Annotated in this window: 14 protein-coding genes; 9 read left to right on the plus strand and 5 right to left on the minus strand. The window is 55.2% G+C overall.

Features of this window, described 5'->3' with window-relative positions; all coding sequences use genetic code 11:
* Positions 1 to 48 precede the first annotated feature (48 nt).
* A complete protein-coding gene (locus tag K6958_RS01830; RefSeq protein WP_249893100.1) occupies positions 49 to 270 on the minus strand; it encodes a YheU family protein in 222 nt (73 codons plus the stop codon).
* 3 nt (positions 271 to 273) lie between these two features.
* A complete protein-coding gene (locus K6958_RS01835; RefSeq protein WP_249893101.1) occupies positions 274 to 1,263 on the minus strand; it encodes a hydrolase in 990 nt (329 codons plus the stop codon).
* Positions 1,264 to 1,342: 79 nt separating this feature from the next.
* Between K6958_RS01835 and K6958_RS01840 the strand changes: the two genes are divergently transcribed.
* Positions 1,343 to 1,945: a LysE family translocator gene (locus K6958_RS01840; RefSeq protein ID WP_249893102.1), complete on the plus strand. Its 603-nt coding sequence runs from the start codon at positions 1,343 to 1,345 to the stop codon at positions 1,943 to 1,945.
* Here the strand turns inward: K6958_RS01840 and K6958_RS01845 are convergent, their stop codons facing one another.
* Entirely contained in the window at positions 1,946 to 2,926 is a 981-nt protein-coding gene (locus tag K6958_RS01845; protein WP_249893103.1) for a LacI family DNA-binding transcriptional regulator, read from the minus strand. It abuts the gene before it with no gap.
* A gap of 305 nt (positions 2,927 to 3,231) precedes the next feature.
* Between K6958_RS01845 and tauA the strand changes: the two genes are divergently transcribed.
* From tauA to tauD, 4 genes are read left to right on the plus strand one after another with little or no spacing between them, the layout of a single operon-like run.
* Positions 3,232 to 4,212 carry a taurine ABC transporter substrate-binding protein gene (gene tauA, locus K6958_RS01850; RefSeq protein WP_249893104.1) on the plus strand — a complete coding sequence of 327 codons (981 nt, stop codon included), beginning with the start codon at positions 3,232 to 3,234 and terminating at the stop codon, positions 4,210 to 4,212.
* Positions 4,213 to 4,222: 10 nt separating this feature from the next.
* On the plus strand, positions 4,223 to 4,990 hold the full coding sequence (gene tauB, locus K6958_RS01855; protein ID WP_249893105.1) for a taurine ABC transporter ATP-binding subunit: 768 nt from the start codon (positions 4,223 to 4,225) through the stop codon (positions 4,988 to 4,990).
* Positions 4,987 to 5,808 (plus strand): taurine ABC transporter permease TauC, encoded by an 822-nt coding sequence (tauC, locus tag K6958_RS01860; RefSeq protein ID WP_249893106.1) that lies wholly within the window; start codon positions 4,987 to 4,989, stop codon positions 5,806 to 5,808. The genes tauB and tauC overlap by 4 nt, the downstream gene beginning before the upstream one ends.
* Positions 5,805 to 6,656, plus strand: a complete 852-nt coding sequence (tauD, locus tag K6958_RS01865) for a taurine dioxygenase (RefSeq protein ID WP_249893107.1) — start codon at positions 5,805 to 5,807, stop codon at positions 6,654 to 6,656. The genes tauC and tauD overlap by 4 nt, the downstream gene beginning before the upstream one ends.
* A gap of 108 nt (positions 6,657 to 6,764) precedes the next feature.
* Here the strand turns inward: tauD and K6958_RS01870 are convergent, their stop codons facing one another.
* The gene (locus tag K6958_RS01870) at positions 6,765 to 8,891 is read right to left on the minus strand and encodes a sensor domain-containing phosphodiesterase (protein ID WP_249894760.1); all 2,127 of its coding nucleotides are present in this window, start codon (positions 8,889 to 8,891) and stop codon (positions 6,765 to 6,767) included.
* A 353-nt stretch (positions 8,892 to 9,244) separates the two neighbouring features.
* The gene (locus tag K6958_RS01875; RefSeq protein WP_249893108.1) at positions 9,245 to 11,146 is read right to left on the minus strand and encodes an ABC transporter ATP-binding protein; all 1,902 of its coding nucleotides are present in this window, start codon (positions 11,144 to 11,146) and stop codon (positions 9,245 to 9,247) included.
* A 123-nt stretch (positions 11,147 to 11,269) separates the two neighbouring features.
* On the opposite strand from K6958_RS01875, the gene kefG reads away from it, so the two are divergent.
* The 4 genes from kefG (at position 11,270) to slyD (ending at position 14,615) form a co-directional block, all read left to right on the plus strand.
* Positions 11,270 to 11,821: a glutathione-regulated potassium-efflux system ancillary protein KefG gene (kefG, locus tag K6958_RS01880; protein WP_249893109.1), complete on the plus strand. Its 552-nt coding sequence runs from the start codon at positions 11,270 to 11,272 to the stop codon at positions 11,819 to 11,821.
* Positions 11,822 to 13,627, plus strand: coding sequence for a glutathione-regulated potassium-efflux system protein KefB (gene kefB / locus K6958_RS01885; protein ID WP_249893110.1), 1,806 nt, complete (start codon positions 11,822 to 11,824; stop codon positions 13,625 to 13,627).
* 43 nt (positions 13,628 to 13,670) lie between these two features.
* Positions 13,671 to 13,865: a YheV family putative zinc ribbon protein gene (locus tag K6958_RS01890; protein WP_249893111.1), complete on the plus strand. Its 195-nt coding sequence runs from the start codon at positions 13,671 to 13,673 to the stop codon at positions 13,863 to 13,865.
* 198 nt (positions 13,866 to 14,063) lie between these two features.
* The gene (gene slyD, locus K6958_RS01895) at positions 14,064 to 14,615 is read left to right on the plus strand and encodes a peptidylprolyl isomerase (protein ID WP_249893112.1); all 552 of its coding nucleotides are present in this window, start codon (positions 14,064 to 14,066) and stop codon (positions 14,613 to 14,615) included.
* Positions 14,616 to 14,631 lie beyond the last annotated feature (16 nt).

A 14,631-nucleotide genomic window follows, 5' to 3' on the forward strand; every position in this document is an offset into this window, starting at 1 on the left:
CCGTCACCACCTGTTAATGTGACAGGCCGCACAGAGCGAGCCGCAGCGCTATTCGCCGCGAAACTGCCCGCGCGGCATAATGTTTACCGTTTCATGCAGCTCCGACCAGACCAGCACGGCTTCGCCGCTTTTCAGCTGGCGACGGACATCTTCCACCTTTTCCGCCAGCGAACGTTCCTGCTCGCCATAGTCGGTGCCCTCGCGCAGCACGAAAGCTTCAATCAGGTTATCCAGGGTTTCCGGAGAGAGATCTTGCCAGGGAATAATCACAGCTTAGTTATCCAGATAAGGTGATAGCCATTGCGGAATACGCTGCTCCAGCCACATTTGCGGACGGCGCAACGTCCCGCCGACAAAACCGACATGGCCGCCATATTCCGTCAGTTGATATTCAATGTTAGCAGGTAACCGCGTTAGATCGGGAATCACCTCATCGGTCATAAATGGATCGTCCTTAGCGTGAATAATTAACAGCGGTTTACGTACGTCGGGCAGCAGCGGCATGGCGCTGGCGCGCCGATAATAATCACCGGCATCGGCGAAACCGTGAGCGCGCGCGGTGATCGCATCATCGAAATCACGCAGGCGCTTTAGCGCCTCCAGCTGCGGCAGGTCAATCGGCAGCGTGCCGGGCCAGGCCTGTAGCTTGCGCCGGGCATTAAGCTTGAGCTGGCCTAACAAATAGCGCTGATAGACGCGGGAGAATCCCTGTTCAAGCTTAGCGCTACAGGGTTCCAGCATCAGCGGCGCAGAGACGGCAACGGCGGCATCCAGCGGACAGTCATCGCCCTGCTGACCCAGCAAGCAGGCCAGCATATTGCCGCCCAGCGAGACGCCGACCGCGGCCGTCGGCGCATGGCCCAGCGTGGTTTGCAGCCAGCGTAAAAAATAGCTGGCATCTTCGGTTTCTCCTGAATGATAGATGCGGCCCATGCGGTTGGGGACGCCGCTACAGCCGCGAAAGTGCATCACCACCCCCAGCCAGCCGCGGCGTTGCCAGGCCTGCAGCAGACCGTGCGCATAGGGGCTATGGAAGCTTCCCTCCAGCCCATGAAACAACACCGCGCGCGGCTTGTGGCGCGCCTGCATCGGATCTTCGCTCCAGGCCAGATCGATAAAATCCCCGTCGGGCAGTTCAAGGCGCTGCCAGTGAGGACGCAAATAGACCCGACGGCGAAACAGGCGCGGCAGCACCGTTTGCAGATGCGGATTATGCAGTCCTTTCAGGGGAATAAAGGATTCCTGACTGTGAAAAAAGCTCATCGTTTCACGCTTGTACGCATTCAGGCGCACTGTTAGTTTACAGGGATTAACATTTTATCGGGTGGGGAGCACCCTTTTTATGGAACTCAGTCTGTTTTTATCAATGCTTGGTTTTCTTTGGGTAGCGGCGATTACGCCTGGTCCAAATAATACGCTACTGACCACGGCCGGCGCTAATTTTGGTTTTCTGCGGTCGCTTCCCTTGATGCTGGGGATCATGTTGGGCATGCAGCTGATGCTGGCGCTGGTGGCGTTTGGCGTGGGCGGTCTGATTCTGGTTTATCCCTCTCTGCACCTTTTTTTGAAAATTGTCGGCAGCCTCTATCTGCTGTGGCTGGCATGGAAGATCGCCACGGCGGCCTATGAAAAGATCGAGATGGGCGATACGCCTCTCCGGCCGATGCCCTTATGGCAGGGCGGGCTGTTACAGCTGGTGAATCCTAAAGCCTGGCTAATGGCGCTGGGCGCCGTAGCCAGCTTCAGTCTGGCGGGCGAAGCCTATCGCGGTTCAATCGTGGCGATCAGCATTGGCATGGCGCTGGTTAACCTGGTCGCCGGCGTGCTCTGGCTGGGCTTCGGCACCCTGATTGGCCGTCTGCTGCGTAGCCGCCGCGCATGGAAAACTTTCAATTTGTCGATGGGCGTTCTGACCGCCGCCTGCGTGCTGCTGATCTGGCACTGATTAGCTGGAGGCGCGCGCCACCAGCTGGCAGGGAAGCCGCTCATGAATTTGGGGCGCCAGAGGGTTGCGGATGCGCTGCAAGAGCAGCTGTACGCTGCGGGTGCCCAGCTGATGCATCGGCTGTTCCAGCGTGCTGAGCGGCGGTGAAAGCATCGCGCTCCAGGGCAGGCCGTCAAAGCCCAGGATGGCGATATCCTGCGGGATCGCAAGCTGATGCTGACGCGCGCAGTGAATCGCTCCTACCGCCAGCACATCGGAGACGGTGAATACCGCATCGGGCGGCTCTTTCCCCTCCAGCAGCCGCTGCATGGCGGCAAAGCCTGCCTCGCACTCGACTTCATTGGCATATTCCACGCCGGACCACGCCAAACCCAGTTCCGCTAACGCCGAGTGGTAACCAATCTCACGCTGTTGCGCATAGAGATAGCGCGGATCGCCGTTAATCATCGCGATACGTCGCCGGCCACGCTGCGCCAGATGTTGCACCGCCGCGCGCGCGGCCTGTTGGTTATCGATCGTAACCGATGAGCCCGCCACATCAGGATCGCCTTCGGCACATTGTACCCAGGGCGCATCGCCAATCATTTGGCGCAGCTCGGGCAGGTTGCTGGCGGCATCCATAGTAATCACGCCATCCACCACTTTACCGCTGAGCAGCGTCAGGTAAGCGGATTCGCGCTGGGTTTGCGAATCGGAATTGCACAGCAGGATATGGTAGCCATGCGCTTCCGCTTCGGCCTCAATGCCGCGCACCACGCGTGAGCAGAAAGGATTAATAATATTGGACACCAGCACCAGCAACATACGGCTCTGAGAGGTACGTAGCTGACGCGCCAGCAAATTAGGCTGGTATTGGCAGGCGGCGATAGCGGCTAAAACACGTTCACGGGTTGCCGGCCGAACGCCCTCATAGCCGTTCAGCACGCGTGAAACGGTCGCGGTCGATACACCAGCGAAACGGGCAACTTTCTCAATCGACATGGAAAACCCTCTGACAACTCACCAATGAAGGTCGATACACCAGCGAAACGGGCAACTTTCTCAATCGACATGGAAAACCCTCTGACAACTCACCAATGAATAGCCTGTAAAACATCGTTATACAGTGGCTGATTCAGGGCCATTTTTCATCAGAAAAATAACCCTTTTTTAATTTTCAGATAACGATAGCGAAATCTTTTCTAAGTCAATTTAGCGATTAAACATAATTTTTAATTACTTCATGCTGTGTCAGCCTCTCAGTTACAACTGAGCCATCACAAGGATAACAACAGGCGGAACGCAAGATGGTGAAGATTACGCGATTTTTAGCATGGGTAGCGACATTAGCGCTGCTGGCGACTCAGGCGCACGCGGTTGAGGTAACGGTGGCGTATCAGACCTCGGCGGAACCGGCGAAAGTCGCCCAGGCAGACAACACCTTCGCTCAGCAAAGCAGCGCCCAGGTTAACTGGCGTAAATTCGACAGTGGCTCCAGCGTCGTCCGTGCGCTGGCTTCCGGAGACGTACAGATCGGCAATATCGGCTCCAGTCCGCTGGCGGTCGCTGCCAGTCAGAAGCTGCCGATTGAAGTTTTCCTGCTGGCTTCGCAGCTTGGCAGCTCGGAAGCGCTGGTGGTGAAAAAGACGATCGCGTCACCGCAGGATCTTATCGGCAAGCGTATCGCGGTGCCGTTTATCTCTACTACTCATTACAGCCTGCTGGCGGCACTGAAACACTGGGGAATTAAACCCAGCCAGCTGCAGATCATTAACCTGCAGCCGCCAGCGATTATCGCGGCCTGGCAGCGAGGTGATATCGACGGCGCCTATGTCTGGGCACCAGCCGTTAATGAGCTGACCAAAAGCGGCAAGGTGTTGACCGATTCGGCGCAGGTGGGCCAGTGGGGGGCGCCGACGCTGGATGTGTGGGTCGTGCGCAAAGATTTTGCCGCGCAACATCCGGAGATCGTTACCGCGTTCGCCCGCAGCGCACTGGCGGCGCAGCAGGCTTATCTTGCTCATCCGCAGCAGTGGCTACAGCAGCCTGAAAATCTTAACAAACTTTCCCGACTGAGCGGCGTGCCGACGGATCAGGTGGCCGACCTGGTACAGGGCAACACCTACCTTAACGCGCAGCAACAGATTGCCCAACTGGACGGGCCGGTCAACAAGGCGATTGGCGATACGGCTCAGTTCCTGAAGCAGCAGGGCAAAGTGGCGCAGGTTGATACGGATTATCACGACTATGTTACTGACCGTTTTATTCATCCTTTGCTCCAGCCGTAAGGGGTTAACCATGCTTGCTGTTAATCATGTCAGTGCGCGTTACCACGGGCAGCTTGCCTTGCAGGATATCAACTTAACGTTGAACGCGGGCGAACTGGTGGTCGTGCTGGGGCCATCCGGCTGCGGGAAAACCACCCTGTTAAACCTGATCACCGGTTTTTTGCCAACGGAAGAGGGCCAGATCACGCTGGCGGGGGAGCCGATAAGCGGGCCGGGTGCCGACCGCGGGGTGGTTTTTCAACATGAAGGCTTACTTCCCTGGCGCAACGTGGTGGATAACGTGGCGTTGGGTCTGCAGCTGGTGGGCGTGGACGTTAAAACGCGGCGGGAGAAAGCGGGGCGAATGTTAAAAAAAGTCGGGCTGGAAGGCGCAGAAAAGCGCTTTATCTGGCAGCTTTCCGGCGGTATGCGCCAGCGCGTCGGCATTGCGCGCGCGCTGGCCGCCGATCCAAAGCTGTTATTACTGGATGAGCCTTTTGGCGCGCTGGATGCGTTCACCCGCGAGCAGATGCAGGAACTGCTGCTGCGCCTGTGGCGCGATAGCGGTAAGGGGATTTTGCTGATAACCCACGATATTGAAGAGGCGGTATTCCTGGCCAGCGAGCTGGTGCTGATGACGCCGGGACCTGGACGTATCAGCGAGCGTCTGACGCTGGATTTTGGCCGCCGCTTTGCCGCTGGCGAATCCTGTCGCGCCATCAAATCCGATCCCGCCTTTATTGCCCAGCGCGAATATGTGCTGAGCCGGGTATTCCAACAGCGTGAGGCGTTTTCATGAGTCTACAAATGCTGGATAAACCGCGCGTGTGGCGCTGGCGCTGGCCGCTTTCCCGTCAGCTGACGCTGAGCCTGGTGACGTTAACGCTATTGCTGGCGCTGTGGTGGCTGGTTACCGCGTTACGGCTGATTGCGCCGCTGTTTTTACCGCCGCCGCAGCAGGTATTGCATCAGTTGCTGACCATCGCCAGCGCGCAGGGATTTATGGATGCCACGCTCTGGCAGCATCTGGCTGCCAGCCTTGGGCGGATCCTGTTGGCGTTGCTGGCGGCGGTGCTGATCGGGGTGCCGACAGGCATTGTAATGGGGCTAAGCGCGACGGCGCGCGGCATCCTCGATCCGCTGATCGAGCTTTACCGTCCGGTACCGCCGCTGGCCTATCTGCCGCTGATGGTGATCTGGTTCGGTATCGGCGAAACCTCCAAGATCCTGTTGATCTATCTTGCTATTTTCGCACCGGTCGCGCTGTCGACGCTACAGGGCGTCAGAAATGCGCAACAGGTACGTCTGCGGGCGGCGCAGTCGCTGGGAGCCAGTCACTGGCAGCTGCTACGCCTGGTTATTTTGCCCGGTGCGCTGCCAGAAATCCTTACCGGTCTGCGTATTGGTTTGGGCGTTGGCTGGTCAACGCTGGTGGCGGCAGAGCTGATCGCCGCTACGCGCGGACTGGGCTTTATGGTGCAGTCTGCCGGTGAGTTCCTGGCAACGGATGTGGTGCTGGCCGGCATTTTGGTGATTGCGTTAATCGCATTCGGTTTAGAACTGGGCCTGCGGACGCTACAGCGTCGGTTAACGCCCTGGCATGGAGAATCACAATGAATGAACGTCTGGTTATTACCGCGCTGGGACCTTACATCGGCGCCACCGTTGATAATCTCGATCTTTCCCGTCCGCTGAGCGATGGTCAGTTCGAACAGCTGTGGCACGCGCTAATCCGTCATCAGGTGCTGTTTCTGCGCGACCAGCCATTGACGCCGACGCAGCAGCGGGCGCTTGCCGCGCGCTTCGGCGATTTACATATTCACCCGGTCTATCCTCACGCCGACGGCGTGGAAGAAATTATCGTGCTGGATACGCATCACGATAATCCGCCCGATAACGATAACTGGCACACCGACGTTACCTTTATCGCTACGCCGCCGGCGGGGGCGATTCTGGCGGCAAAACAGGTGCCGGAGCATGGCGGCGATACACTGTGGGCCAGCGGCATTGCAGCTTTTGCGGCGCTTTCTCCGCCGCTACGCACGCTGCTGAGCGGCCTGCAGGCTGAACATGATTTTACCCAATCTTTTCCGGAATATAAGCACCGCGCCACGCCGGAACAGCATGCCCGCTGGCGCCAGGCGGCGGCGAACCATCCGCCGCTGTTGCATCCGGTGGTGCGTACCCATCCGGTCAGCGGCCAGCAGGCGCTGTTTGTGAACGAAGGGTTTACCACGCGGATTGTCGATCTGGCGCCGAAAGAGAGCGAGGCGCTGCTGGGCTTTTTATTTACCCATATAAACAAGCCGGAGTTTCAGGTGCGCTGGCGCTGGCGGGCTAACGATGTCGCTATCTGGGATAACCGGGTCACACAGCACTATGCGAACGCCGACTACCTGCCCACCAGACGCATCATGCACCGCGCCACTATTCTGGGGGATAAGCCGTTTTATCGTCCCGCCTGAGCGGGCGCACGGTTTATGACCAGACATAATGCGTATTTTTCATAACTGAAACGGCGCGATCTTTAATCAGGTCGCTGCCGTCGTTTTTTACAGGTTGGGCGCTACGTTTCAGGCGATATTTTCCAGGGGGCCAGGTTGCCCCAACAGATAACCCTGAAGATAATCGACGCCCAGTAGGGTTAACAGGCGCTGTTGCTCAGGGGTTTCGACATATTCCGCTACTACGCATAGCTTTTTCTCACGCGCGATTTCGCAGATGGACTTCACGATAAGTTGGTTGAGTCGGTCGTTTTCAAGATCCTTAATGAACATGCCATCAATCTTAATCACATCAACATTTAACCTTTTAACCTGCTCATAGTTGGCGAAGCCGGTGCCAAAGTCATCGATAGCGATACGAAAACCCGCATTACGCAACTGACAAATATTGTTGATTGCCGTTGGTTGATTAAACAGATACTGCTCTTCAGTGACTTCAAAAAGAACATTTTCATGAGGGAGATGATATTTTTTGAATATCTCGCAGAGGGTCTCGCTAATGCCGCGTTCCGTCAGGGTTGCCGGCAGCAGATTAATCGCCAGCTGTGGCAGCGGTTTGCCCTGTTGCTGGCGCTGGCGCAGGAAGATAGCCGCTTTTTTGACCACCAGTTGATCAAGGCGCGCGCTAAGATGGCATTCAGTCACCAGCGGCATAAACTGACTGGGCATAATGATGGTTTGATCGTCCCGCAAGCGACAAAGGACTTCGTAATAGCGATGCTCGCTTTGAGCAGAGACGATGGGTTGCGCAAATAAAACAAGACTTTCTTTGGCGATAGCCTGCTTAATCTTTTTCAGCATTTCCACCTGAGCAGAAACCTGGTCGGCGATCGTTTTGCCCGTATCATCCAGAAAGAGTAGCCCTCCCTGATGTAGGGCTTGCTCCGCGAGATAGCAAAGTTGACCGCACATACGATAGAGATCGTTGTGCGCTGGCGTAAAAGAGCCAAAAGAGGAGGCATAGTTAAAATCAATGATATTGCCTTGCCATCTAATCTCACTCTGGCTTAATTGTGCCATCAGCTGCCGCAGGCGCTGGGCGATATCGTCCCCCTCTAACAGAATAATTAAGCCATCACCGGCGATTTGATAAACGCCCTCTCTTTCACCAAGACTCGCCTTTATCTCGTCAATGATGCGACGCTTACAGTACACCCGCATTTGAATGCCGTAATGACGCCCGAAGAATTTAAGGTTATCGAGATAGAGATAGCACAGGGTTGGCGACTCAACGGACTTTAACTCTCTTGACAGCGCACGCAAATTAGCACGTTGCACCATGGGGTCTGTTAATGCTAAACGGTAAAAGGCCTGTTGCATCCACTGGCTTTTTCGGTAGGCGGATGCGATATAAAGCAGGCTGATAGTAAACGCGATAAATGTTGAAGAGGCGAAAGTCAGGGAATAGATTGAATTAATAGATAAAACTTCAAGATTAAAATACATCAACAGATAGCAGCTGCAAGCCCAAAGGAAAGTCATCAGGCGCAGTGAAAAACGCATAATGCCCCAGGCGAAAAGAATAAAAATCAGCGGGACTAAATAGCTGGAAATAATTGCCAGATGAGGAAACAGCAAGAAAATAAGAAAGAATGAAGCCAGCATTGCGCACCAAACGATGGCGCTTAATCGATTCTTTTCATTTGTCAGGCTTGATTTGCTGCTGATGTAAAATGTTTTGGCGTAGCGAGGATTAGCCAGCATACGAAGCGGAAAATAAAATAGCGGCGTGAAAATAACCGCTGAAGCGATCAGTATTTGCAAATTAAGTATGCTGTAGAGATCTATATTACTGGAGAAGTAACCTGCAACGGTATCCTCTGGAATGGCATATCCTCTGCCCCAGATAACCGTTAGCACCCGGGTTAATAGGGGAGCCAACATATCCATAAAAAGCAGGCGTATGCCGATGTCGCTGTTACCCAGATTATAGCGCCAGCGCCAGCCAAGTTTTTTGCGCGTCAGCCAGCCGCAAAACAGGATCGGTGTCAGTATGGTTAAGGTCAGGCCAAGGGAGAGCTGGAAAGAATTGAATGCCAGCCAATAGGCCAGGAATAGCGCTGTATAGAGCGGCAGAATAGCAGTGCGGCCAAAAAGATAAAGCGCAGCAATAGATAAACCGTAAGGCAGGTAACAAACATACACCAGATTATCGCTTATCACCTCGGTAGGCGATAACAGGCGAGACAACGGCATGCTGAACAAAAGTAAAGAGAATATAATCAGGCTTTTTTTAAGCTGCCTGGCATACGGTTTATTCACGATGTAACCTGTGTTTGAAAAGAATGCTCATGCTTTCCGGGAGGCAATCTTATGAATAAGAGACACCGGTTACAAGGTAAGGAAAAGTTAAAAAATAGGTAATTGTTAATTTTATAGTATTGCGCTCAGGCAGGCGTAGCCTAACGAACGTTATCAAATGGCATTACTGTCTCATTAATGGTGCTTTATTTTGTAATGCTGAAGTTATAAATGTGAAATAGAATAAATGCTGCGGCGGTTAATTTTTTACGAGGCCGTCGTCCCGTTAATTAACCGCCTCAGGCAAATCAGGAGGCCAGCATGGTTTCCAACTGCTCCTGCACATCCAGCCAGGCCATTTCGCACGCTTCCAGCGCCGATTTCGCCGCGGCCTGCTGCTGTAACGCCGCGGTCAGATCGGCTTTCCGGCTCGCATCGTAAATAGCAGAATCGGCCAGCCTGTTCTCTGCATCGGCCAGCTGGGCGTTAAGCTTATCCATCTCTTTTTCCAGCTTCTCGATCTGTTTACGCAGCGGCTGCGTTTGCGCCCGCAGCTCGGCTTCGCGCCGCTTCTGATCTTTCCTTGCCTGCGCGCTGTTGCCGTTTTCCTGTTTTGGCTCGCTCTCTTGCGTCTGGCGTTTCTGCAGATCGCTTAGCCACTGTTGGTAATCATCCAGATCGCCAGCAAACACTTCTACTTTGCCGTCATGGACCAGGTAAAGATCATCAGTGGTGGAGCGTAGCAAATGCCGATCGTGCGAGACCACCACCAGCGCGCCTTCAAAATCGATCAGCGCTTCGGTTAATGCCTGACGCATATCCAGGTCGAGATGATTGGTCGGTTCATCCAGCAGCAGCAGGTTTGGTCGCTGCCAGACAATCAGCGCCAGCACCAGACGCGCTTTCTCGCCGCCGGAGAAGCGTTCGGTCGGCTCGCTGACTTTATCGCCCTGGAAACCGAAGCCGCCAAGGTAATCGCGCAGCTGTTGTTCCGGCAGCTTCGGCGCCAGACGCGCCAGATGCTGCAATGGAGACTCATCGGCCCGCAGAAATTCCAACTGATGCTGCGCGAAATAACCCAGCTGCACTCCTTTCGCCAGGCCAATTTCCCCTTTTTGCGGCGCCAGTTCACCCGCCAGCAGCTTAATCAACGTCGATTTCCCGGCGCCGTTGCGGCCGAGCAGGCCAATGCGCGAGCCGGGCACCAGGTTAAGTTTGATTGAGTCCAGGATCACGCGGTCATCATAGCCGGCGGTAACCTTCTCCATATTCAGTAGCGGATTAGGTAAGTTCTCCGGCGCGCGGAAGCTGAAGCTGAAGGGGTTATCAACATGCGCAGGAGAAAGAAGCTCCATGCGCTCCAGCATTTTGATACGGCTCTGCGCCTGTTTCGCTTTACTGGCTTTGGCGCGGAAACGATCGATATAACTTTGCAGGTGCGCCACTTTACGCTGCTGATGTTCGTACTGGGACTGCTGCTGAGAAAGCTTGGTGGCGCGCTGCTGTTCAAACGAGCTGTAGTTGCCGGTATATTCAAACAGCGCTTGCTGTTCAATATGCAGGATTTTATCCACCACCGGATCGAGGAAATCCCGGTCGTGCGAAATCAAAATCAGCGTGCCGCTGTAGCTTTTTAACCAGCGCTCCAGCCAAATCACGGCGTCTAAATCAAGGTGGTTGGTCGGCTCATCCAGCAGCAGCAGATCGGAGCGGCATATCAGCGCCTGCGCCAGATTGAGACGCATGCGCCAGCCGCCGGAGAAATCACTGACCGGACGCTGCAGCTGTTGCTGGCTAAAGCCCAAACCGTGAAGCAGACTGGCGGCACGCGCCTGTATGCTCCATGCCTGAATAGCATCCAGCTTGCCGTGCAGCAGAGCGATGGCGTTGCCGTCATTTTTTTCATTGGCGCGCTGTAGCTCGGCTTCGAGCTGTCGATATTCACGATCGCCGTCGATAACGTAATCGATGGCGGCCACCGGCAGCGCGGGCGTCTCCTGGTTAACCCAGGCCAGCGACCAGGTGCCAGGGAAGGTGACGCTGCCCGCATCGGCGCTGAGTTCATTTTTTAACAGCGACAGCAGCGTCGATTTGCCACAGCCGTTTTTGCCCACCAGCCCAACTTTTTGTCCGGGATTGATGGTGGCGGTGGCATTGTCTAACAGCACGCGGGTACCGCGTCGGATCTGTAACGAAGAGAATACAATCATAAGCGCCGTATTGTCAGAATATGTTAATTTATTGTCATCATAATCAGTCAGGAATCGTAGATTCCGTTATGTCGTGCATGGTAGCGGAAATCCTGCATCATGACGACGATTTGGAGGAGTCAGATGGCGCAGCTGCCTAAGGTTTTGCTGCTGTATGCCCATCCGGAATCGCAAGACTCGATCGCCAATCGCATCTTGCTGCAGCCGGCACAGCAATTACCGCACGTTACCGTACACGATCTGTACGCGCACTATCCCGATTTTTTTATTGATATTCACCATGAACAGCAACTGCTGCGGGAGCATCAGGTCATTATCTTCCAGCATCCTCTTTATACCTATAGCTGTCCGGCGCTACTGAAAGAGTGGCTGGATCGCGTGCTGTCGCGCGGGTTCGCCAGCGGCATCGGCGGCAATGCGTTGGAGGGAAAATACTGGCGCAGCGTGATCACTACCGGCGAACCCGAAACTGCCTATCATCAGGACGGCCTTAACCGCTATCCGATGACGGAGATTATGCGTCCCTTTGAGCTGACGGCGCAGATGTGTCGCATGCACTGGCTGTCGCCGATGATTATTTACTGGGCGCGGCGGCAAACGCCGGAAACGCTGAAAAACTATGCCGAGGCCTATGGCAGCTGGCTTTCTTCCCCTTTGCCTGCTGGAGCTTTATAAATGGAAGGGCAAACTTTACTGACGGCAGGCGTGGTTTATCTGTTCGCGGCCGTGGTTGCGGTGCCGATCGCCGCCCGCCTGGGCATTGGCGCGGTGCTGGGCTATTTGCTGGCGGGCATTGCGATTGGCCCCTGGGGGCTGGGATTTATCAGCGACGTTGACGAGATCCTGCACTTTTCAGAAATCGGCGTGGTCTTTTTGATGTTCCTGATTGGTCTGGAGCTGAATCCTGCGAAGCTATGGGCGCTGCGCCGCTCAATTTTCGGCGTCGGCGCCGCGCAGGTTATTTTTAGCGCCGCGGTACTGGCCGGGCTGCTGTTGTTAACCGATTTCTCCTGGCAGGCGGCCATCGTCGGCGGTATTGGTCTGGCGATGTCCTCAACGGCGATGGCTCTGCAGCTAATGCGTGATAAAGGCATGAATCGCAGCGAGTCGGGGCAACTGGGCTTTTCAGTGTTGCTGTTTCAGGATTTGGCAGTGATCCCGGCGCTGGCGCTGGTGCCGTTGCTGGCCGGCACCGATAGCGGCCATACCGACTGGATGAAGGTGGGAATGAAGGTGCTGGCCTTTGCCGGCATGCTGATTGGCGGTCGACTGCTGCTGCGTCCGATTTTCCGCTATATCGCCGCGTCTGGCGTGCGTGAAGTTTTTACTGCCGCGTCGCTGCTGCTGGTGCTCAGTTCCGCGCTGTTTATGGATGCGCTGGGGCTATCGATGGCGCTGGGCACCTTTATCTCCGGTATTCTGCTGGCGGAGAGCGAATATCGCCACGAGCTGGAGATTGCCATCGAACCGTTTAAAGGCTTGCTGCTTGGGTTGTTCTTTATTTCCGTCGGCATGGCGCTGAATCTGGGCGTGCTCTATACACATATTCTGACGGTGCTGCTTGGGGTGCTGGTGCTGGTGGCGGTAAAAACGCTGGTGCTTTATCTGCTGGCGCGCATTTACGGCCTGCGCAGCTCAGAGCGTCTTCAGTTCGCCAGCGTGCTGAGCCAGGGCGGCGAATTCGCGTTTGTGCTGTTTTCCGCTGCCTCGGCCGTGCGGCTGTTTCACGGCGATCAGCTGCCGCTGCTGCTGGTGACAGTGACGCTTTCGATGATGACAACGCCGTTGCTGATGCAGGGCGTTGACCGCATTCTGGTGCGGCGCTTTAACGATGGGGATGAGCAGACGGAAAAACCCTGGGTGGATGACGATCAGCCGCAGGTTATTGTGGTGGGATTCGGACGTTTCGGCCAGGTGATTGGGCGCTTGTTGATGGCGAACAAGAAGCGTATCACCGTGCTTGAACGAGACATTAGCGCCGTCAGTTTAATGCGCAAGTATGGTTATAAAGTATACTATGGGGATGCGACGGAACTGGATTTGCTGCGTGCCGCCGGTGCCGCCAGCGCGCAGTCGATTGTCATTACCTGCAATGACCCAGAAGATACCATGAACATTGTTCATCTCTGTCAGCAGCATTTTCCCCACCTGCAAATTTTGGCGCGTGCGCGGGGGCGCGTGGAGGCGCATGAACTGTTGCAGGCGGGCGTAACGCAATTTTCTCGCGAGACTTTCTCCAGCGCGCTGGAGCTGGGGCGTAAGGCATTAATGTCGCTGGGGATGCATCCGCATCAGGCGCACCGTGCGCAGCAGCATTTCCGGCGGCTGGATATGCGTATGCTGCGTGAGCTCATGCCAGGCCAGACAGATAATGCGCAAATCTCCCGCGCGCGTGAGGCGCGGCGCGAGCTGGAGGATATTTTTCAGCGCGAGATGCAGCAGGAGAAGCGGCAGCTGGATAGCTGGGATGAATTTGAATAATTTGCGCCGCTGAGCGGCCAGACCAAAACTGCAGGAAAGAAAAATGCGTAAACGTTTTATTGCTGATGCAACCTGCCCGCACTGCCAGCAGAAAGATACGCTGGCGATGTGGCGTGAAAATAATGTCGATGTGGTGGAGTGTGTCAAATGCGGGCATCAGATGCGCGAAGCGGATAAGCAGGTGCGCGATCGGATCCGCACTCAGGAGCAAGTCATTGGAATTTTTCATCCGGAGTAGCGGAACAGCGCAGCTTTTTTTAAGCTTACCCTTACAGCGGCACTGAATTCCGTTACAATCGGCATCGTTAACATTGCCTGAGCGTATTGCCTGCATGGCACGCAAAGGGTCAGCATCTGGATCTTTCTGGTTGGTGTTATTGCACGCAAAAATAGACCAATGAGTCGGGATCAAAGCTCTCAACGGTTAGGAGATATCATGAAAGTAGCAAAAGACCTGGTGGTCAGCCTGGCTTACCAGGTACGTACAGAAGACGGTGTGTTGGTCGACGAGTCTCCGGTGAGCGCGCCGTTGGACTATCTGCACGGTCATGGTTCCCTGATTTCTGGTCTGGAAAAGGCACTGGAAGATCATAAAGTCGGCGACAACTTTGATGTGCATATTGCCGCTAATGACGCTTACGGCCAGTATGATGACAATCTGGTTCAGCGCGTACCTAAAGATGTCTTTATGGGCGTGGATGAACTGCAGGTTGGCATGCGTTTCCTGGCTGAAACCGATCAGGGTCCGGTACCGGTAGAAATCACCGAAGTGGAAGACGACCATGTTGTGGTTGATGGCAACCATATGCTGGCTGGCCAGAACCTGAACTTCCACGTGGAAGTGGTAGCTATTCGTGAAGCGACGCCGGAAGAACTGGCTCATGGTCACGTACACGGCGAGCACGATCATCACCATGATCACGACCATGACCATGGTCACGAGCATGGTAAAGGCGGCTGCGGTACTGGCGGCTGCGGCTGTCACTAATCGCACGCATCGCATA

This window comes from Mixta hanseatica, assembly GCF_023517775.1.
GTDB classification, from domain to species: Bacteria; Pseudomonadota; Gammaproteobacteria; order Enterobacterales; family Enterobacteriaceae; genus Mixta; species Mixta hanseatica.